An 18,901-nucleotide genomic window follows, 5' to 3' on the forward strand; every position below is an offset into this window, starting at 1 on the left:
ATTGCTTATTTCTTTCTTGTTGACTCTCGTTCTTTCAGTTTCGTTTTGATGACGATTGTTTCATAATCTGATGTTTCTTCTTCAGATTCCTCCTCTAAACGCTTGATTAATTGTCTGGCTGCGACCTCGCCTATTTCTACTCCATGCTGGCTTACTGTTGTTAAACTTGGCGACAAACGTCTTGAAGCTAAAATTCCATCGGCAAAACCTATAATTGAAATATCTTCGGGAACCTTATATCCTTTTTTCAGACTTACGCGTAAAGCGGCCACTGAATCATTTTCATCCAAAGCAAAAATCGCATCAATTTTATGTTCGAAAATGGCGTCAATTTTAGCTTTCATATCTTCTTCAGAATCGGTACGAAGAATTATATTTTCGTTTACCGGAATATTATTGTCTGCTAATGCTTTTAAGTAACCGTCGGCTCTTAATTTTCCAACACTCAAATTATCTACTGATGAAATCAAAGCAATATTTTTACATCCTAAATCAATTAAATGCTGTGTTGAATTTAAAGCAGAATCAAAATCGTCAACTATTACTTTGTCACATTCTACTCCGTCAGCGATTCTGTCAAACATCACAATTGGTGTTCCATCAGCGATGATCGCCGAAAAGTGACCATAATCTTCTAATTTTTGCGCTTCTTCAGATACTGACAATATAAATCCGTCAATCGTTCCGTTGCTCAACATTTCAAGCGTATGAACTTCTTTTTCCAGAGATTCGTTCGAAATACAAGTAATTACATTATATCCTTTTTTATCGGCTACTTTTTCGATACCACTAAAAACCTTTGCAAAAAAGGAGTTAAGTATATTAGGTATAATTACACCTATTGTTTTGGTTTTACGATTCTTTAAATTCAAACCAATAACATTCGGTTTATAATTTTTGAGTTTGGCATACTCCTTAATCTTCACCTTTGTTTGCTCACTGATCTCCGGGCTATCATTTAATGCCTTAGAAACAGTCGATACAGAAACACCGAGTTCCTTCGCAATTTGCTTTAGAGTTGCTTTAGCTTTCATTTAAAAATAAATTTTATGTAATTAATACAAATATAGTAGAATTACCTAAAATAAAACAAAAAACACGTTATCCTATTTAAAATTTCAGAGTGTTTTTTAAAATTAACTTCTTTTTCAAAACCGCAAGCCTTAAAATTTCGTTAATACCTGAATACATGCTTTTAACCTTTTAAAATCCTTGATTATGAAAAACGAAGTTAAAATTCATGAAGTTGACCCTTCATTGAACAACAGAAGGAGCTTTCTTAAGCTCAGCGGCCTTACATTAGTTGGCGCAGGCCTTCTTATGGCTGGGTGCAGCGATAATGACAATGACGATGATATGGAGGACACTACGCTGCCCGGAATCAGAAATGGAGTTTTTGATTTAGGATCCGGTGATTTTGGAGTACTGACCTATGCGTATGCTCTGGAACAGCTGGAAGCCGATTTTTATACTAAAGTCGTAAATTCAACAAGCTTTAATGTCACTTTTAATCCTATCGAACGTCAGGTATTAACGGATTTGTATCATCATGAAGTTATTCACAGGGATTTTTTCAAGGCCGCTTTAACCGGAGCGCTTCCTGACCCAAGTTCACAACTGCTTCCCTCCTTGGCTTTTAATTATGGTTCTTTAAATTTCAACAGCCGTACTGAGGTTCTTGCTACAGCAAAAGCTCTTGAAGATACAGGAGTTGCTGCTTATAATGGAGCAGGAAAACTAATTAAAAGTGCTGATTATTTACTTTTAGCCGGAAAAATTGTTTCGGTAGAAGCCAGACACGCCTCAGCTATCAGAAGCTTAATCAATCCTAACTCTAAGGATTTTGCCGGCGATGATATTGTAAACGCAAGCACCGGTTTGGATGTTGCTCAGGACCCTTCAAAAATTCTACCAATTGCAGGAGGCTTCATTACTACAAAATTCACAGCCAAATACTTACCTTAATCTTAACAAGCTAAAACATAGAAATTATGAATATTTTAAAATTTATAGAAACGTTTACTGATGATAGCTTGATGAGAAGCACTGGTTCAAGAAGAGACAGTTTTAATCAGTTTGGAAGTATTGGAAAAACATTAGCCTACGCATCAATCCCTTTCGGATTATCTGCAATGGCCAATAAAGCATTAGCAAAAGACATTACCGCAACTCCTGCAACTCCGATTGGAGCGCTACAATTTGCCTTAACTTTAGAATATCTGGAAAACGAATTTTATGCTATGGCATTAGATTCTGGTGTAATTCCGGCATCAGAAAATGGAGGAAGAGATCGAAAAGTTTTTGAACAAATAGCAGCCCACGAGTCTGATCACGTTAAGTTTTTGATTGCAGGACTGGGCGGACCAGCAAGTGCAAACTTTGTTGCTAAACCTACTTTTGACTTTACCGTGGGAGGAGCTTTTGACCCGTTTCATGACTACCCAACCTTTTTAGCATTAGCACAAGCCTTTGAAGATACAGGCGTTAGAGCCTACAAAGGTCAGGCAGCAAATTTAATCACTACACCGGATTTATTAACTGCCGCATTACAAATTCACTCAGTAGAAGCCCGTCATGCTTCTGAAGTACGACGCTTAAGAGGATTAAAAGGATGGATTTCTAACAGTGAGAGAGGTGCAGGAATGCCCGCCGCAACACAAGCTGTCTATGATGGCGAAGGCGTTACTGTACAGGCAGGATTCAACACCGCAGCTGCTTTTGGAGCTGCTGCAGGATCAGAAGCTTATGATGAGCCGCTTACCACACAACAGGTCGTTGATATTGCAAATATATTTATTGTTTAGTACAAAACAATTCTAAATATTGAACCATCTTTACACTACTTGTGAAGGTGGTTTTTTTTTATGGTTTAAAATCGAAAACTGATGTCCTGATTTTCAGCAGATAAAATATTCTTTTCAGGTATTTGGTTTTAAAATAATTAATTGTACTTTTGCATCCCCTTTATTGGGGATGGAATGTTTAATTAAAATAATATTATGGACGCATTAAGCTACAAAACGGTTTCAGCTAACAAAGCCACTGTAACTAAAGAGTGGATTGTTGTTGACGCTGAAGGTCATAACTTAGGACGTCTTGCTTCAAAGGTTGCAATGATCTTAAGAGGTAAGTACAAACCAAGTTACACACCGCACGTTGACTGTGGAGATAACGTAATTGTTATCAACTCAGAAAAAATTAACCTTACAGGTACAAAAATGAATGACAAAATTTACATGCGTCATACAGGTTACCCAGGAGGACAAAGAACTTTAACTGCTAAAGTATTGCAATCTAAGAATCCTGCATTATTAGTAGAAAAAGCTGTAAAAGGAATGTTACCTAAAAACAAATTAGGAGCTGAACTTTTTAGAAATCTAAATGTTGTTGTAGGTGCTGAGCATACTCACGGAGCTCAAAAACCTAGAACTGTTAACCTAAACGATCTTAAGTAATGGGAGTTATTCACAAAATCGGTAGAAGAAAAACCGCTGTTGCACGTGTATATGTTTCTGAAGGAACAGGAAAAATCACTGTAAACAAAAAAGAATTCGCAACTTACTTTCCAACTGCAACTTTACAATACAAAGTTTTACAACCATTATCTATGACAGAAAATGCTAGTAACTTTGATGTAAAAGTAAACGTTTACGGAGGTGGTTCAACTGGTCAGGCAGAAGCTGTAAGAATGGCATTAGCACGTGTAATGTGTGAAGTGAACATCGAAAACAGAGCTATCTTGAAACCAGAAGGTTTATTAACAAGAGATCCAAGAATGGTTGAACGTAAGAAATTCGGTCAGAAGAAAGCTCGTAAGAGATTCCAATTCTCTAAACGTTAATATTACCTGTCTTGTACATTTGGTACAGGACACTATCAATTATTTATTGAAATTAAAAAACACAGTTGTTGTTGCTCTCCTATCGAGGTAGGAAATAGTTTAGCATCTAAATGGGTTAAGCGATTATAAAGATTGAAAGATTAAAAAGATTAAAAGATTGAAAAATCTAAAAATCTAAAATCTAAAATCTAAAATCCAAAAAGACACATTGCTAATCAACAGAACGTAAACTAGTACAAAAATGGCAAACAAAATAGAAGTAAAAGAATTACTAGAAGCAGGTGTTCACTTCGGACACATGACTAGAAAATGGGATCCAAACATGGCTCCTTACATTTATATGGAGCGTAATGGTATTCACATTATCAATCTATATAAAACTGCAGCTAAAATTGAAGAAGCTAACGAAGCTTTGAAAAAAATCGCTGCATCAGGTAGAAAAATCTTATTCGTAGCTACCAAAAAACAAGCAAAAGACATCGTTGCTGATAAAGCAAAAGCTGCAAACATGCCTTACATCACTGAAAGATGGCCAGGTGGAATGCTAACTAACTTCGTAACTATCAGAAAGGCAGTTAAAAAAATGTCTTCTATCGATAAAATGAAGAAAGATGGTACTTTCATGACGTTATCTAAAAAAGAGCGTTTGCAAGTTGATCGTTTACGTGCTAAATTAGAGAAAAACTTAGGTTCAATCGCTGATATGTCTAGACTACCTGCAGCATTGTTCGTAGTAGATATCAAAGCTGAACATATCGCAATAAAAGAAGCACAAAAATTAAACATTCCAGTTTTCGCAATGGTTGATACGAATTCTGACCCAAGAGAGGTTGATTACGTAATTCCAGCAAATGATGATGCTTCTAAATCAATTGACAAAATTTTATCTTTAGTGACTACTGCAGTAATCGAAGGTCTTTCTGACAGAGGTTCCGAAAAAGAAGTTGAAGTAGCTGAAGAAGCTGCTCCTGCTGCTGAGGCTGAGGCTGCTCCTGCAACTGAAGAATAAATCAAATTTTAAATTCCAAATTTTAAATTCCAAATTCCAAATACAAAATTAAAAACGTTATGTTGATAATTTAATAAAATTGGAGTTTGGGATTTAGAAGATGGAATTTTTACTTTTAACATTAAAATTCAAAATATTATGGCAACAATTACTGCTGCAGACGTAAATAAATTAAGACAATCTACAGGTGCCGGAATGATGGACTGTAAAAAAGCTTTAGTTGAAGCTGAAGGAGATTTCGATAAAGCTATACAAATCCTTAGAGAAAAAGGACAAAAAGTTGCTGCTAACCGTTCTGACCGTGAGTCTTCTGAAGGAGCTGCTGTTTCTTTTATCAATGCAGACAACACTAAAGGAGCTATCATCACTTTAAACTGTGAAACTGACTTCGTAGGTAAAAATGAAGCTTTCGTAACTTTAGCTAAAGATTTAGTTGAAAAAGCGATCAACTTCTCTTCTAAAGAAGAATTTTTAGCTTCAGATTTCAATGGAATTACTGTTGCTGAAAAATTAATTGAGCAAACTGGTGTTATCGGTGAGAAAATCGAAATCGGTGGTTTTGAAATCTTAGAAGGTGCTTTCGTTGGATCTTATGTTCACGTTAACAAAATTGCTGCTTTAACAGCTATTTCTGCTCCAATCGCTAACGCTGAGACTTTAACAAAAGACGTATCTATGCAAGTTGCCTCTATGGGAGCTGACACATTATCTTACAAAGATTTTGATCCTGCTTTCGTTGAATCTGAACTTGCTGCTCGTATTGCTGTAATCGAAAAAGATAATGAAGAAGCAAAACGTTTAGGAAAAACTTTAAAAAATGTTCCTAAATACATCTCTTTCTCTCAATTAACTGAAGAAGTTATCAAACAAGCAGAAGAAGATGCTAAAGCTGAATTAAAAGCTGAAGGTAAACCAGAACAAATTTGGGATAAAATTATTCCTGGAAAAATTCAACGTTTCATTTCTGACAACACTACTTTAGATCAGGAAAAAGCATTACTAGATCAAAACTTCATCAAAGATGACAGTAAAAAAGTTGGTGATTACGTTAAAGGATTCAACGTTGAGATCACAGGTTTCAAAAGAGTTACTTTAGGTTAATATATTATTTCAATATTTAAAAAGCCCGAATATTAATTTATTCGGGCTTTTTTATGTAATGTCTATTTGTGGAAATGTCAGATGTAAAATGTGAAGAAGTTAGAATCGTAACTTTTAAGGATAGTACCTCGAATCTATTTCATCTTCAGAGCAACTCGATTATTTCGTAAGTATCAAGTTTTCCTCTAATTCCATCTCACATTTTACATCTTACATCTAACTATTTACTTCTTGATCGGAAAATTTCTGGCTCTCATCAAAGCATCTGATTTCGGAGCTCTTCCTCTAAAGTTTTCATACGCTTTCTCTTGATCAATCGTGTTTCCAACACTAAAAACACTTTCGTAAAGACGTTTTGCTACTGCTTTGTCATATGCCCCTTTTCCTTCTGTAAAAGCTTCCCAGGCATCAGCATTGATCACGTCTGCCCATAAATAACTGTAATATCCTGCTGAATAACCATCTCCTGAAAAGATATGTCCAAATTGCGGAATTCTATGACGCATTACAATTTCTGACGGCATATGAAGTGCATCTAAAGTCTCTTTTTCAAATTTATGAGGATCAATAGTAGTGGTTGCCAAATGAAGCTTCATATCAATCAAAGAGCTCGAAATGGTTTCTACAGTTGAAAAACCTTCACCGAAATTAGCCGCTCTTTCAATTCTATCAACCAAAGCCTTTGGTAATGGCTCACCCGTTTTGTAATGTAATGCAAACTTGTTTAATACTTCCGGAGTCGCTAACCAATGCTCTAATAATTGAGATGGGAACTCAACATAATCACGAGCTACAGAAGTTCCTGCTAAACTTGGGTAGGTTACATTTGAACACAATCCGTGAAGTGCGTGTCCAAACTCATGAAACAAAGTTGAAGCATCTTCCCAGGAGATTAAAATAGGCTCGTTTGGAGCTCCTTTTACAAAGTTACAGTTGTTAGACACAATCGTCAACACCTCTCCATCCATTCGCTCCTGATTGCGATAGGCATTCATCCAGGCTCCTGAACGTTTGCCTGCACGTGCATAAGGGTCAAAATACCATAAACCAACTGTTTTACCTGTTAATTTGTTACTTACTTCCCAAACACGAACGTCAGGATGATAAACCGGCACATTTGTGATTTGTTTAAAATTCAAATTAAACAATTCGCCCGCTACCCAAAACATTCCTTCTCTTAATTTCTCTAATTGTAAATACGGTTTAACTTCATTCTGATCTAAATCGTACTTCGCTTTTCTAACTTTTTCAGCATAATAACGGTAATCCCAAGGCTGAATTTTGAATTTACCTCCTTCTGCATCTACGATCTTTTGCATTTCAGCTACATCTTCACGCACTTTTTCAACTGCAGGTTCCCATACAGAAAGCATTAAATCTAAAGTTTTCTGAGGATCCTTTGCCATTTTGTTCGATAAACTCCAATGAGCAAAAGTAGGGAAACCTAATAATTTAGCTTTTTTCGTTCGTAATTCTAAAATAGAAACCAATGTCGAATTGTTATCATTCGCATTTCCATTATCACCACGTTTTACAAAAATATCAAATGCTTTTTCCCTTAAATCTCTACGTGTCGAGAAAGTCAGGAAAGGCTCAATTGATGAACGTGTATTAGCAATACACCCCATAACATTCAGCTTTCTGTCTTTAGCCTCAGCAATAGCAGCTTTCTTAACCTCTTCAGGCAGCCCGTCAAAATCACTTTCTGTTTTCAATTCTACATATTGATTTTGCTCTTCCGCCAATAAGTTTTGGCTAAAACGGGTAAAAAGTGACGCCAGCTCTTTATTTATCGCTGCCACTTTCTCTTTATCAGCTTCATTTAACTTTGCTCCCTGACGAACAAAATTTGTATAATACAACCAGATCAGACGCTGCTGTTCTTTGGTTAGTTTTTTACTCTCTTTAGAATTATAAAGCGTTTCAACTCTTGTAAAAAGCTTTTTATTCTGATTGATTTTATCACTAAACTCAGAGAACTTAGGAGACATTTCCCTGTCAATAGCGCTAAATTCCGAACTGCTCAAGTTAGATCTGTAAATTCCGTAAACAGTAGAAATTCTATCCATTGTTTCCCCTGAACGCTCCATTGCGGCAATCGTATTATCAAAAGTAGGCGCTTTTGGATTGTTAGCAATAGCCTCTATTTGGTTTAGTTTTTCCTGAATCGCAAATTCAATTGCCGGTTTAAACTGTGAAACCTTGTACTCATTAAAAGCAGGGACACCGCCATAAGGACCTGTCCATTTTTGAACCAGCGGATTGTCCGGAATGGTCTGTGCGTTCGCCGCAAATAAGGTTGTTCCCATGAGAAAAATTGTCATTAATTTTTTCATTATCGTTGATTTATTTTAAAATAGGTTATGGTTCCAAATGTAACTAAAAATCAGTATTCATTTGGAAATTTTAACTTTGGAATCCTCTAAAAACTACCCTTTAATTTAAATATTCCGCTAAAAAGTTATAGAGAAATAGTTTAAATTTGAAACATCATTAACCGAACCACATGTTTAAAACCCGTAGAGAAATTGTTTTTGTAATTCTGGCTGGCATCTTTATAACCAATGCTGTTGTAGCCGAACTTATTGGAGGAAAATTAATTCAGATTGGACCATTTGTCATGAGCATTGGTATTTTACCCTGGCCGATCGTCTTTCTAACAACCGATTTAATCAATGAATATTTTGGTGAAAAAGGAGTCAAAAAACTGTCCTTTATAACAGCCTGTCTAATTGCTTATGCTTTTCTGATCTTATTTATGGCTATCGTGATACCCGCCGCCAAAGGAATCAGTCCTGTTAATGACGAACAATTTAAGGCGGTTTTTGGACAAAGTATGTGGATCATCGTAGGTAGTTTAATTGCCTTCATGGCTTCTCAGTTGATTGATGTCTGGATCTTCTGGTTTTTCAAAAGACGTACCGGAGAGCGAAAAATATGGCTCAGAACCACAGGATCAACTGTAATCTCACAATTGTTCGATTCTTTTATTGTACTTGGAATTGCCTTTTGGTTACCCGGAAAAATTGATTTCGACACTTTTATTTCATCAGGATTAACAGGTTACATTTTCAAACTATCCGTAGCTGTTTTACTGACACCGGCAATTTATGCAGGACATCATTTGATTAAAAAATACTTAGACAAAGATCCTGCTCACGAAAAATCCAAACATACAGACAATGGAGAATAAAAATCTAGTACGCTGCGGCTGGTGTTCTTCCAGCGATTTATATAAAAAATACCACGACGAAGAATGGGGTGTTGCCATTTATGATGACCCTTCTATATTCGAATTTTTAATTCTGGAAACTTTTCAGGCAGGTTTAAGCTGGATTACCATTTTAAATAAAAGAGAAAATTTCAGAGCCGCTTTTGATCATTTCGATTATAAAAAAATAGCCCAATATCCCGAAGAAAAAATAGAGTCTTTGCTACAGGATACGGGAATTGTTCGCAACAAACTTAAAATTCGTGCTACTGTTTCAAACGCGCAGGCATTCCTGAAAGTACAGGAAGAATTTGGCACTTTCTCTGACTATATTTGGAAATTTGTCAACGGAAAACCGATCGACAACAATCCAAAAACATTAAAAGACGTCCCTGCTACTACTCCAATTTCGGACGAAATTAGTAAAGATTTAAAAAAAAGAGGCTTCAAGTTTGTCGGATCAACCGTGATTTACGCTCATATGCAGGCTACCGGTATGGTCAATGATCATGTTGAGGACTGCTGGACAAGAAAGAAATAGTTTATAGTTTTCAGTCTCCATTTTCAATTTTCCAAAAACGTGAAACTTGAAACCTGAAACTTTTTTCAGCTCTCCAATAAAAATTTATTACATTTGCTTCACACTTTAGGGGTGTCTACAACTTGTAGGCTGAGATTTTACCCTCTGAACCTGATCTAGCTCACACTAGCGTAGGGAAAAGTAAGATGACTTCTGCGCGCATTTCTATGCGCGATTGTAGCCATTCCTAAAGTATAACTACATACTAAACTTAAAGGAATGGAACTAAAAATCAACCAACAAATCAAAAATTTCGATGCTGAATCGTTAAGCATTCAGTCATTGCTCGATCTCGAAATTCCCAACAAACAAAACGGAATTGCCGTTGCTCTCAACAATACTGTTGTTCCAAAATCCAACTGGAACGAACAACTTGTATCCGAAACTGACGAAATTCTAATTATTTCTGCTACTCAGGGAGGTTAAAATTCCAATTTTTTAATTCCAAATTCCAATTGTCAAGCAAGAAGTAGGCGTACTGCCGTGCCCCTCTGCAATCGACAATTACATTTCACATCTTACATTTTCACATTTTCACATTTTACATTTCACATCTCACAAAATACAACTACAAGCTATGACTACAGAAGAACAAATTTCCAGAACCCCGTTTCCTAATTCTAAAAAAGTTTACATCAACGGAGAAATACACCCCATCAAAGTGGCCATGCGCGAGATACATCTTAGCGACACCAAACTTTCAAATGGCGGAATTGAAAAAAATCCTCCCGTAACGGTTTATGATACCTCAGGTCCCTATACCGATCCTAATATTGAAATCGATATTAGAAAAGGTCTTCCAAGACTAAGAGAACAATGGATTTTAGACCGAAATGATGTCGAAATTCTAAATGAAATCACTTCCGATTACGGACAAAGCCGATTACGCGATGAGAGTTTAAATCATCTTCGATTTGAATATTTACATCAGCCTAAAAGAGCTAAAAAGGGCGCTAATGTTTCACAATTATATTACGCCAAACAAGGCATTATCACTCCTGAAATGGAATATATTGCTATTCGTGAGAACCAACGAATAGAGCTTTTAAACGAACAAACCAAAGCGATGCAATGTCAGCACGGTGGTCATAGTTTTGGAGCCAATACCCCAAAGAGTAAAATCACTCCCGAATTTGTTCGCAGCGAAGTAGCTTGTGGAAGAGCCATTATCCCCAACAACATTAATCATCCTGAAAGTGAGCCTATGATCGTTGGTCGCAACTTTCTGGTTAAGATAAACGCTAACATTGGCAATAGCGCCGTGACTTCGAGTATTGAAGAAGAAGTAGAAAAAGCAGTCTGGGCTTGCCGTTGGGGTACAGATACGATTATGGATTTATCAACAGGTAAAAACATTCACGAAACCCGAGAGTGGATTATCCGTAACTCTCCTGTTCCAATTGGTACGGTTCCGATTTATCAGGCTTTAGAAAAAGTAAAAGGAATTGCCGAAGATTTAACCTGGGAAGTTTTTCGTGACACTTTAATTGAACAGGCTGAGCAAGGCGTTTCTTATTTTACGATTCATGCCGGAGTACTGTTACGTTATATTCATTTGACTGCCGATCGCGTTACCGGAATTGTTTCGCGTGGCGGATCTATCATGGCCAAATGGTGCTTGTTTCATCATAAAGAAAACTTTTTGTACACTCATTTTGAGGAAATCTGCGAAATCATGAAACAATATGACGTGGCTTTTTCTCTTGGGGATGGTTTACGTCCGGGTTCTATTGCAGATGCTAACGATGCAGCGCAATTTGCAGAGCTAGAGACTCTGGGAGAATTAACAAAAATTGCCTGGAAACACGATGTTCAGGTTTTCATTGAAGGTCCAGGTCACGTTCCGATGCACATGATTAAAGAAAATATGGACAAACAACTGGAACATTGTCATGAAGCTCCTTTTTATACTTTAGGCCCACTAACGACGGACATTGCACCAGGTTATGATCACATAACTTCGGCTATTGGAGCGGCGATGATTGGCTGGTATGGCTGTGCGATGTTGTGTTATGTTACTCCAAAGGAACATCTTGGTTTACCTAACAAAAAAGATGTGAAAGACGGTGTAATCACCTATAAAATCTCCGCACATGCTGCCGATCTTGCCAAAGGTCATCCGGGAGCACAATACCGCGACAATGCTTTAAGTAAAGCCCGTTTTGAATTCCGTTGGGAAGATCAGTTCAATTTAGCCCTTGATCCGGATACGGCCAGAGAGTTTCACGATGAAACCCTTCCTGCCGATGGTGCGAAAGTCGCTCATTTTTGTTCGATGTGCGGCCCTAAATTCTGCTCCATGAAGATCTCTCAGGAAATTCGTGATGTAGCCGCGGCCGAAAAAGGCATGAAGGAGAAATCAGAAGAATTTATTGAACAGGGGAAAGAGATTTATATTTAATGTAGTTAGTGAAGAAAATATATGATCGTAATTACCAATCCTTCCCCAATTAAAAATGAAACACATATCGTTCATACTCTATTTGAAGAAGGATTGGCTTTACTTCATATTCGGAAGCCTGATTTTTCTGAAACTGAAATGGCTCGATTCATTCAGCAGATAAAACCTGAATATCGAAGCCATTTAGTCTTACACAGTCATCACGTTTTGGCGGAAGACTTTGGAATTACTAAGATTCATTTTTCAGAAAGGGAAAGGAAAAATAATTTTTCAATTGACTCAGATCAAAAGGCATATTCGACAGCAACCCATTCAATTGAAGATTTCAATTCCTTATCATCTGCATTCAACTATGCTTTCTTAAGTCCTGTATTTAAAAGTATTTCCAAAGAGAATTATCATCCAAAAACAAACCTGTTTGAAGCTTTAAACTCAAGAACAAATCACAAAACTAAAGTTATTGCTTTAGGAGGAATTGATGCTAAAAACATCCAAAAAACGTTCGAAAATGGCTTTGATGATGTGGCTCTTCTAGGAAGTATTTGGAAAAATGAAAACCCTATAAAACAATTCAAATTATGTCAGCAAATCGTCCAATCGCACTTTCAATAGCAGGTTTTGATCCTTCGGGTGGCGCCGGTGTTTTGGCAGATGTCAAAACATTTGAACAGCATCACGTTACTGGATTTGGCATTTTAACCGCCAATACCATTCAAACGGAAGATCAATTTATTGAAATTCAATGGACTGATTTGAGTTTTGTGATTCGTTCTATTGAAACCTTTTTTGAACGTTATAAGATCAGTACCGTCAAAATTGGAATTGTTCCGTCTTTGAATTATCTGAACCAAATTCTTTCGACCATAAAACGAATATCCCCAAACACTTTAATTGTCTGGGACCCGGTTTTAAAATCGTCTACCCAATTTGAATTTATGAGTATTGAAGATCGTTTGGAATTAAATCATACGTTGTCAAAAATTGATTTAATTACGCCTAATTATAACGAAATTGAAATATTGTTTCCGGGTTTTATTATCAATCAACTTGAGTTTCAGAATAAAATCCCAACAAACATTTTATTAAAAGGCGGGCATCATCCTTCAGCAACCGGAACTGATCGTTTGTTCCTGAAAGACGAAATCATCGATCTTCTGCCCTCTGATAAAAAATGCTTCGCAAAACATGGCTCAGGCTGTGTATTATCGGCTGCAATAGCTGCAAATCTTGCACGGAATCAATCTTTGGAAGAAGCTTGCAGGAATGCGAAAACCTACATAGAAAAATACCTGAATTCCACTCCAACCTTAATCGGACATCATTATGTATCATAAATTGCAATATATCTCGCAAGGAAAAACAATAGAAGAACAGCTGTATAATATTCATGAGGCTTTAGATGCCGGATGCGATTGGGTGCAGCTCCGTTTTAAAAATCAAACTGAAAAAGACACTTTTACTCTGGCAGAAGCAGTAAAATTTTTATGTGAAGAGTATCTCGCTAATTTTATTGTAAACGACAACCTATATCTCGCTCAGCAAATCGCTGCAGACGGAGTCCATCTCGGACTATCGGACATGAAAATTGACGAAGCAAGGGCAATACTTGGAAATACCAAAATCATAGGAGCAACAGCCAACACTTATGAAGACATTGAAAATCATATCAAAAACGGCTGCGACTATATTGGTCTGGGTCCCTTTCGTTTTACAACAACCAAAGAAAAACTAAGTCCAATTCTGGGATTGTCAGGTTATTTTAGAATTATTCAAGAGTTAAAACGCAATAAACTGGAGATTCCTGTTTATGCCATTGGAGGAATCACTCTGAACGATGTCGCTCCTTTAATGGAAACCGGGATTCATGGAATTGCGATCTCCGGAATGCTTACAGAAAGTAATCAAAAAGAAAAACTCATTCAACAATTAAACGAAAAGTTATATGCAAACGTCATTGTTTAACATAGGAGATAAAACCTTAACCTCCCGTCTATTTTTAGGAACAGGAAAATTTGGTTCGAATCTGGAAATGGAGAATGCTATTTTGGCATCAGAAAGTGAGTTGGTCACTGTAGCACTGAAACGTATCGATCTCGAAACCGAAACTGATGCTATTTTGACGCACTTAAATCATCCAAACATTCATTTATTACCCAATACATCGGGAGCACGAAACGCCAAAGAGGCCGTTTTCGCTGCACAATTAGCGAGAGAAGCATTAGAAACGAATTGGCTGAAACTTGAAATTCATCCGGATCCGAAATATCTGATGCCCGATCCGATAGAAACTTTAAAAGCGACAGAGGAGCTCGCTAAACTTGGTTTTTTTATCCTGCCGTACATCCATGCCGATCCCGTTTTATGCAAACATCTTGAAAGTGCCGGAACAACCGCTGTTATGCCCCTAGGTTCCCCGATTGGAAGCAATAAGGGTCTAAAAACGATTGATTTTTTAGAGATTATTATCGAACAAAGTAATGTTCCCGTAATCGTCGATGCCGGAATTGGGTCTCCGTCTGATGCTGCAAAAGCAATGGAAATGGGTGCAGATGCTGTTTTAGTTAATACTGCAATTGCGGTTGCAGGAAATCCAAAACTAATGGCAGAAGCCTTTAAAGAGGCTGTCATTGCGGGCCGAAAAGCCTTTGAAGCTAAAATTGCTCCTCAACAGAATTATGCTGTGGCTTCGAGTCCTTTGACCTCTTTTTTATATGAGTAGTTTTTAATCTCTCGCAGATTTGGCAGATTGAGCAGATTGTTTTTGTCCCATTTTAATTCAGATAAATCTGCTCAATCTGCCAAATCTGCGAGAAAATATTTTATAAAAAGTAGGAAATTTCATTAAATTTGATCTAAAACTACTATTATGTCAGAAAATGAAATTTCATATCGAGTTCGAGGAGCTATTTTTACAGTATATAACACTCTAGGTCCGGGATTGTTGGAATCAGTTTACGAAAGTGCTTTATATTATCAATTAAATAAGGATGGACTAAATACTATCAAACAAATTAATCTACCCGTTAAATATGATAATGTAGAATTAGATATCACTTTTCGATTGGATTTATTGGTTGAAAACAAAGTAATTGTTGAATTAAAATCTGTTGATGAATTAAAATCCATTCACTTTAAACAATTAAATACTTATTTAAAATTAACAGATAAAAAGCTGGGACTATTGGTCAACTTTAATTGTATAAATATCCTAGATAACATACATCGAGTCGTAAACAAAATCTAACCTATCCACAAAAATCTGCGTGAAACAAAACACAATCCAATGAAAACATTCAAATCGGTTTTTGAGAATTATGATTGGAATACTATTCAATCTAAAATATATCAAACCACATCAAAAGATGTAGAACACTCTTTGTTTAAAGCCAAACGAAATCTTGATGATTTTTTAGCTTTGATTTCTCCTGTTGCACAAAATTATCTGGAGCAAATGGCACAAAAATGCCATGAAATTACCAAAAAACGTTTTGGCAAAACCATACAAATGTATGCTCCTTTATATCTCAGCAACGAATGCCAAAATATCTGCACGTATTGCGGATTTAGCTTAGACAATAAAATCAAACGAAAAACCCTTTCTGATGCTGAGATAAAAATTGAAGTAGAAGCTTTAAAAGAGATTGGTTTTGACCATGTTTTATTGGTGACCGGTGAAGCGAATTATACCGTAAACATTAATTACTTCCTAAATGCAATTGCTTTAATACGAAAAGAATTCTCCATTATTTCTGTGGAAGTCCAGCCGCTTTCAACCGAAGATTATGAACGTTTGCATCAGGCTGGTGTTTATTCCGTTTTGGTATATCAGGAGACCTACCATCAGGAAGTATATAAAAAATATCATACGAAAGGAAAAAAATCTAATTTCGATTACAGATTGGAAACTCCCGATCGTATTGGTACAGCCGGAATTCATAAAATGGGATTGGGGGTTTTACTGGGGCTGGAAGACTGGCGAACCGACAGCTTTTTTAATGCGTTACACCTGGATTATCTTCAGAAAAAATATTGGCAGACTAAATATTCTGTTTCCTTTCCGAGACTCCGCCCGGCAGAAGGCATTATTGAACCAAATTTTATTATGGACGATAAAGATCTGACACAACTCATTTGTGCCTATCGCTTATGGAATGAGGATTTGGAAATTTCAATCTCGACACGTGAGAATGAAAAATTCAGAAACAATATTATCCCTATCGGTGTGACCAGTATGAGTGCGGGCTCTAAAACCAATCCCGGTGGTTATGTTGTTGATCCGCAATCTCTGGAGCAATTCGAAATCAGCGACGAACGTTCTGCCAAAGAAATTGCACAAATTATAACGAATTCAGGCTATGAACCTGTCTGGAAAGACTGGGACAAAATATATAGTCATAAAGAGGAAAGTCTTAAAGTCTTAAAGTAAATCCTTTTACTTCAATTCTAACTTTCGACTTTTGACTTTTGACTTTCTAACTTTAAGACTTAAATTACAATGAGTATCATACAGGAATTTTTACGCTACAACAGACAAACCATTCTTCCCGAAATAGGTGACGAAGGTCAGGAGAAACTCAAAAAGGCAAGAGTTTTAGTAATTGGTGCCGGAGGTTTAGGGTGTCCCATTTTACAATATATCGCCACAGCGGGAGTCGGTTACATTGGCATTATGGATTTTGACACTATCGAAATTCACAATCTGCACAGACAAATTTTATATACCGAAAAAGAACTTGGTAAACTTAAAGCTGTTGTTGCAAAAGAAGTTGTTTCTGAACTTAATCCATTAATAAAAGTCGAAGCCATAGTCGAAAAATTAACTCCGGAAAATGCCAGACAGGTTATTACGCAATACGATATTGTGGTCGATGGTTCGGATAATTTTACAACACGCTATTTGGTTAACGATACCTGTGTGGCGCTGCAAAAAACTTTGGTCTACGGTAGTATCTTAAAGTTTGAAGGACAAATTGCCGTTTTTAACCATAAGGGCAGTAAAAATTTACGCGATTTATTTCCCGAGATGCCGGATCCGAAGGATGTTCCGAATTGCAATCTCAATGGTGTTTTAGGAACATTGCCCGGAATTATTGGTACGATGATGGCACATGAAACGCTCAAAATAATTCTGGAATTACCAACTTTAAACAATGAGTTAGTACTTTTTAATACGATAAACTGGAACTTTATGAAACTTAACTTTTAAAAAACAATCGCGTCTCCAACACTGATAAGTCCCGAATTCAGACTTACAATATTAGTTCCGAATAAAACAGAATTATTTACATTTCGATATTTACTTAAAGTCTTCAAAGGTTCTTTTTTTACAATGCCTTTTTGCGGATCATTATTTACCATAATACATCTTCCGCAGGGTTTTATATTTCTAAATCGAACTTCTCCAATTTTAAAAGTAACAAAATCATCTTCTTCGTGAGCCTTTTGGCTGCTGATTACAATATTAGGACGGAAGCGCAAAACAGTAATTTTGTCTTCTAGTTTTTCATTTAGATAATCCAAACTTTCGGTCCCGATCATTAAATACGGATAACCGTCGGCCAAACTTACATTAAAGGTTTCTTTTAGCTTTGAACTTTCGTGTTTACGATCTCCGTTTCTAATAATTTTAACTAGTTTACATTCGAAACCCAAATGTTCGCTAAACCAGATCGAAGTATTTTTATTGACCTCAACGACATCACTGTCATCCTCCCACACTTTAACGGCAATGGACTGACCCAAATGTTCTTCGATTAAAAAATCATGATTTTGGTCTTTAAAAGTAATGCTGATTTTACCTTTCGAAATCTGAGGATAAAACTGACTCATCAGAGGATATTCTCTTTGTGTCAGCATCTTGTTTTCAGTATCAACAAGCATCCATCTGCGGTCGTTTTCAAACCCCATTTCTTCTGCATAGGCGCTTTGACAGCTTACTCCGGCCAGACTTTTTACAGGATAGATATAAAGCTCTTTTACAATATAAACTGCACTCATTTTATTCCTTTTTTAAAATAGATATAAACGCTTCTCGATCAATCTCACGACAGCCTAAACTCTCTAAATGCGAATTATAAACCTGACAATCCAGGAGTTGGTAGTTCCCTTCTTTTAAATAATTTACCAAAGCTATGAAAGCTACTTTTGATGCATTCGATACTTTCGAAAACATACTTTCACCACAAAAAACATGGCCCAAATCGATCCCATACAAACCTCCAACCAGATTCTCGTCCTGCCAAACCTCGACAGATTTCGCGATTCCCTGCTCATTAAGCTTACAATAAGCATCAATCATTTCGTTTGAAATCCAGGTTCCATCTTGTCCTTCCCGTTTTATTTTTTGACAATTCGAAATCACCTCTCTAAAATTTTTATTAAAAGTAACCGTGAATTGTTTCCTATTCAAAACATTACGCATGCTTTTTGACACAATCAATTCCTCTAAAAACAAAACCATTCTGGGATCCGGCGACCACCAAAGAATAGGCTCTCCTTCATTAAACCAAGGAAAAATCCCGCTTTGATATGCCAATTTCAGTCTTTCCGGATCTAAGTCTCCGCCAATGGCAAGAATTCCTTCTTCATCGGCTTCTGAAACGGGTGGAAAGAACAAATCGTTAAATACGTAATACATTTAAAAAAATCAATTATAAAATTCCAAATTCCAAGATTGTATTTCAACCTTTCCTCTTTCAGAGTTGACAAACGACTGCACTAAATTTCCATACAAAAACAAATTCCAAATCCCAATTACA

The 18,901-nt window shown here is 36.6% G+C and carries 21 protein-coding genes and 1 riboswitch; of the genes, 17 read left to right on the forward strand and 4 right to left on the reverse strand.

Annotated elements, in window-relative coordinates; genetic code table 11:
• Positions 1 to 5: 5 nt before the first annotated feature.
• Positions 6 to 1,034: a LacI family DNA-binding transcriptional regulator gene (locus C245_RS0117685; protein ID WP_017497943.1), complete on the reverse strand. Its 1,029-nt coding sequence runs from the start codon at positions 1,032 to 1,034 to the stop codon at positions 6 to 8.
• A 184-nt stretch (positions 1,035 to 1,218) separates the two neighbouring features.
• On the opposite strand from C245_RS0117685, the gene C245_RS0117690 reads away from it, so the two are divergent.
• The 6 genes from C245_RS0117690 (at position 1,219) to tsf (ending at position 5,951) form a co-directional block, all read left to right on the forward strand.
• On the forward strand, positions 1,219 to 1,965 hold the full coding sequence (locus C245_RS0117690; RefSeq protein WP_017497944.1) for a ferritin-like domain-containing protein: 747 nt from the start codon (positions 1,219 to 1,221) through the stop codon (positions 1,963 to 1,965).
• Between the two features lie 26 nt (positions 1,966 to 1,991).
• The gene (locus tag C245_RS0117695) at positions 1,992 to 2,804 is read left to right on the forward strand and encodes a ferritin-like domain-containing protein (protein WP_017497945.1); all 813 of its coding nucleotides are present in this window, start codon (positions 1,992 to 1,994) and stop codon (positions 2,802 to 2,804) included.
• 195 nt (positions 2,805 to 2,999) lie between these two features.
• The gene (gene rplM / locus C245_RS0117700) at positions 3,000 to 3,455 is read left to right on the forward strand and encodes a 50S ribosomal protein L13 (protein ID WP_017497946.1); all 456 of its coding nucleotides are present in this window, start codon (positions 3,000 to 3,002) and stop codon (positions 3,453 to 3,455) included.
• Complete coding sequence (rpsI, locus tag C245_RS0117705; RefSeq protein ID WP_017497947.1) at positions 3,455 to 3,841, forward strand: 30S ribosomal protein S9; 387 nt, start codon at positions 3,455 to 3,457, stop codon at positions 3,839 to 3,841. The genes rplM and rpsI overlap by 1 nt, the downstream gene beginning before the upstream one ends.
• A gap of 241 nt (positions 3,842 to 4,082) precedes the next feature.
• Entirely contained in the window at positions 4,083 to 4,850 is a 768-nt protein-coding gene (rpsB, locus tag C245_RS0117710) for a 30S ribosomal protein S2 (protein ID WP_017497948.1), read from the forward strand.
• Positions 4,851 to 4,988: 138 nt separating this feature from the next.
• The gene (gene tsf, locus C245_RS0117720) at positions 4,989 to 5,951 is read left to right on the forward strand and encodes a translation elongation factor Ts (protein ID WP_017497950.1); all 963 of its coding nucleotides are present in this window, start codon (positions 4,989 to 4,991) and stop codon (positions 5,949 to 5,951) included.
• A gap of 224 nt (positions 5,952 to 6,175) precedes the next feature.
• Here the strand turns inward: tsf and C245_RS0117725 are convergent, their stop codons facing one another.
• Positions 6,176 to 8,275: a M3 family metallopeptidase gene (locus C245_RS0117725; protein WP_232424380.1), complete on the reverse strand. Its 2,100-nt coding sequence runs from the start codon at positions 8,273 to 8,275 to the stop codon at positions 6,176 to 6,178.
• Positions 8,276 to 8,457: 182 nt separating this feature from the next.
• Here C245_RS0117725 and C245_RS0117730 point away from each other — a divergent pair, with 182 nt between their 5' ends.
• From C245_RS0117730 to C245_RS0117780, 11 genes are all read left to right on the forward strand, one after another.
• Entirely contained in the window at positions 8,458 to 9,144 is a 687-nt protein-coding gene (locus C245_RS0117730; RefSeq protein ID WP_017497952.1) for a queuosine precursor transporter, read from the forward strand.
• Positions 9,134 to 9,703, forward strand: coding sequence for a DNA-3-methyladenine glycosylase I (locus C245_RS0117735; RefSeq protein ID WP_017497953.1), 570 nt, complete (start codon positions 9,134 to 9,136; stop codon positions 9,701 to 9,703). Before C245_RS0117730 ends, C245_RS0117735 begins: the two co-directional genes overlap by 11 nt.
• Positions 9,704 to 9,800: 97 nt before the next feature.
• Positions 9,801 to 9,897: riboswitch (TPP riboswitch) on the forward strand.
• A gap of 64 nt (positions 9,898 to 9,961) precedes the next feature.
• Entirely contained in the window at positions 9,962 to 10,168 is a 207-nt protein-coding gene (gene thiS, locus C245_RS0117740) for a sulfur carrier protein ThiS (RefSeq protein ID WP_017497954.1), read from the forward strand.
• Positions 10,169 to 10,319: 151 nt separating this feature from the next.
• Positions 10,320 to 12,143: a phosphomethylpyrimidine synthase ThiC gene (gene thiC, locus C245_RS0117745; protein ID WP_017497955.1), complete on the forward strand. Its 1,824-nt coding sequence runs from the start codon at positions 10,320 to 10,322 to the stop codon at positions 12,141 to 12,143.
• Between the two features lie 21 nt (positions 12,144 to 12,164).
• A complete protein-coding gene (locus C245_RS0117750; RefSeq protein WP_017497956.1) occupies positions 12,165 to 12,755 on the forward strand; it encodes a thiamine phosphate synthase in 591 nt (196 codons plus the stop codon).
• Entirely contained in the window at positions 12,722 to 13,477 is a 756-nt protein-coding gene (locus C245_RS0117755; protein WP_017497957.1) for a hydroxymethylpyrimidine/phosphomethylpyrimidine kinase, read from the forward strand. Before C245_RS0117750 ends, C245_RS0117755 begins: the two co-directional genes overlap by 34 nt.
• On the forward strand, positions 13,467 to 14,105 hold the full coding sequence (locus tag C245_RS0117760; protein WP_017497958.1) for a thiamine phosphate synthase: 639 nt from the start codon (positions 13,467 to 13,469) through the stop codon (positions 14,103 to 14,105). The genes C245_RS0117755 and C245_RS0117760 overlap by 11 nt, the downstream gene beginning before the upstream one ends.
• Entirely contained in the window at positions 14,086 to 14,862 is a 777-nt protein-coding gene (locus C245_RS0117765; RefSeq protein ID WP_017497959.1) for a thiazole synthase, read from the forward strand. The genes C245_RS0117760 and C245_RS0117765 overlap by 20 nt, the downstream gene beginning before the upstream one ends.
• 147 nt (positions 14,863 to 15,009) lie before the next feature.
• Entirely contained in the window at positions 15,010 to 15,387 is a 378-nt protein-coding gene (locus C245_RS0117770) for a GxxExxY protein (protein WP_017497960.1), read from the forward strand.
• Positions 15,388 to 15,426: 39 nt separating this feature from the next.
• Positions 15,427 to 16,569, forward strand: coding sequence for a 2-iminoacetate synthase ThiH (gene thiH / locus C245_RS0117775; protein ID WP_017497961.1), 1,143 nt, complete (start codon positions 15,427 to 15,429; stop codon positions 16,567 to 16,569).
• Positions 16,570 to 16,638: 69 nt separating this feature from the next.
• The gene (locus C245_RS0117780) at positions 16,639 to 17,349 is read left to right on the forward strand and encodes a HesA/MoeB/ThiF family protein (protein ID WP_017497962.1); all 711 of its coding nucleotides are present in this window, start codon (positions 16,639 to 16,641) and stop codon (positions 17,347 to 17,349) included.
• Here C245_RS0117780 and C245_RS0117785 read toward each other — a convergent pair.
• Positions 17,346 to 18,140 carry an MOSC domain-containing protein gene (locus tag C245_RS0117785; RefSeq protein WP_017497963.1) on the reverse strand — a complete coding sequence of 265 codons (795 nt, stop codon included), beginning with the start codon at positions 18,138 to 18,140 and terminating at the stop codon, positions 17,346 to 17,348. The genes C245_RS0117780 and C245_RS0117785 overlap by 4 nt on opposite strands.
• A 1-nt stretch (position 18,141) precedes the next feature.
• Positions 18,142 to 18,780 carry a leucyl/phenylalanyl-tRNA--protein transferase gene (gene aat / locus C245_RS0117790; protein ID WP_017497964.1) on the reverse strand — a complete coding sequence of 213 codons (639 nt, stop codon included), beginning with the start codon at positions 18,778 to 18,780 and terminating at the stop codon, positions 18,142 to 18,144.
• Positions 18,781 to 18,901: the final 121 nt, after the last annotated feature.

Source organism: Flavobacterium sp. WG21 (assembly GCF_000335775.1).
In the GTDB taxonomy this organism is placed as follows: domain Bacteria; phylum Bacteroidota; class Bacteroidia; order Flavobacteriales; family Flavobacteriaceae; genus Flavobacterium; species Flavobacterium tructae.

What these genes read in the sequence shown, in the direction of transcription:
- C245_RS0117685 (WP_017497943.1), bottom strand. Translation starts at nt 1,034, where the DNA reads ATGAAAGCTAAAGCAACTCTAAAGCAAATTGCGAAGGAACTCGGTGTT.
- C245_RS0117690 (WP_017497944.1), top strand. Translation starts at nt 1,219, where the DNA reads ATGAAAAACGAAGTTAAAATTCATGAAGTTGACCCTTCATTGAACAAC.
- C245_RS0117695 (WP_017497945.1), top strand. Translation starts at nt 1,992, where the DNA reads ATGAATATTTTAAAATTTATAGAAACGTTTACTGATGATAGCTTGATG.
- rplM (WP_017497946.1), top strand. Translation starts at nt 3,000, where the DNA reads ATGGACGCATTAAGCTACAAAACGGTTTCAGCTAACAAAGCCACTGTA.
- rpsI (WP_017497947.1), top strand. Translation starts at nt 3,455, where the DNA reads ATGGGAGTTATTCACAAAATCGGTAGAAGAAAAACCGCTGTTGCACGT.
- rpsB (WP_017497948.1), top strand. Translation starts at nt 4,083, where the DNA reads ATGGCAAACAAAATAGAAGTAAAAGAATTACTAGAAGCAGGTGTTCAC.
- tsf (WP_017497950.1), top strand. Translation starts at nt 4,989, where the DNA reads ATGGCAACAATTACTGCTGCAGACGTAAATAAATTAAGACAATCTACA.
- C245_RS0117725 (WP_232424380.1), bottom strand. Translation starts at nt 8,275, where the DNA reads ATGACAATTTTTCTCATGGGAACAACCTTATTTGCGGCGAACGCACAG.
- C245_RS0117730 (WP_017497952.1), top strand. Translation starts at nt 8,458, where the DNA reads ATGTTTAAAACCCGTAGAGAAATTGTTTTTGTAATTCTGGCTGGCATC.
- C245_RS0117735 (WP_017497953.1), top strand. Translation starts at nt 9,134, where the DNA reads ATGGAGAATAAAAATCTAGTACGCTGCGGCTGGTGTTCTTCCAGCGAT.
- thiS (WP_017497954.1), top strand. Translation starts at nt 9,962, where the DNA reads ATGGAACTAAAAATCAACCAACAAATCAAAAATTTCGATGCTGAATCG.
- thiC (WP_017497955.1), top strand. Translation starts at nt 10,320, where the DNA reads ATGACTACAGAAGAACAAATTTCCAGAACCCCGTTTCCTAATTCTAAA.
- C245_RS0117750 (WP_017497956.1), top strand. Translation starts at nt 12,165, where the DNA reads ATGATCGTAATTACCAATCCTTCCCCAATTAAAAATGAAACACATATC.
- C245_RS0117755 (WP_017497957.1), top strand. Translation starts at nt 12,722, where the DNA reads ATGTCAGCAAATCGTCCAATCGCACTTTCAATAGCAGGTTTTGATCCT.
- C245_RS0117760 (WP_017497958.1), top strand. Translation starts at nt 13,467, where the DNA reads ATGTATCATAAATTGCAATATATCTCGCAAGGAAAAACAATAGAAGAA.
- C245_RS0117765 (WP_017497959.1), top strand. Translation starts at nt 14,086, where the DNA reads ATGCAAACGTCATTGTTTAACATAGGAGATAAAACCTTAACCTCCCGT.
- C245_RS0117770 (WP_017497960.1), top strand. Translation starts at nt 15,010, where the DNA reads ATGTCAGAAAATGAAATTTCATATCGAGTTCGAGGAGCTATTTTTACA.
- thiH (WP_017497961.1), top strand. Translation starts at nt 15,427, where the DNA reads ATGAAAACATTCAAATCGGTTTTTGAGAATTATGATTGGAATACTATT.
- C245_RS0117780 (WP_017497962.1), top strand. Translation starts at nt 16,639, where the DNA reads ATGAGTATCATACAGGAATTTTTACGCTACAACAGACAAACCATTCTT.
- C245_RS0117785 (WP_017497963.1), bottom strand. Translation starts at nt 18,140, where the DNA reads ATGAGTGCAGTTTATATTGTAAAAGAGCTTTATATCTATCCTGTAAAA.
- aat (WP_017497964.1), bottom strand. Translation starts at nt 18,780, where the DNA reads ATGTATTACGTATTTAACGATTTGTTCTTTCCACCCGTTTCAGAAGCC.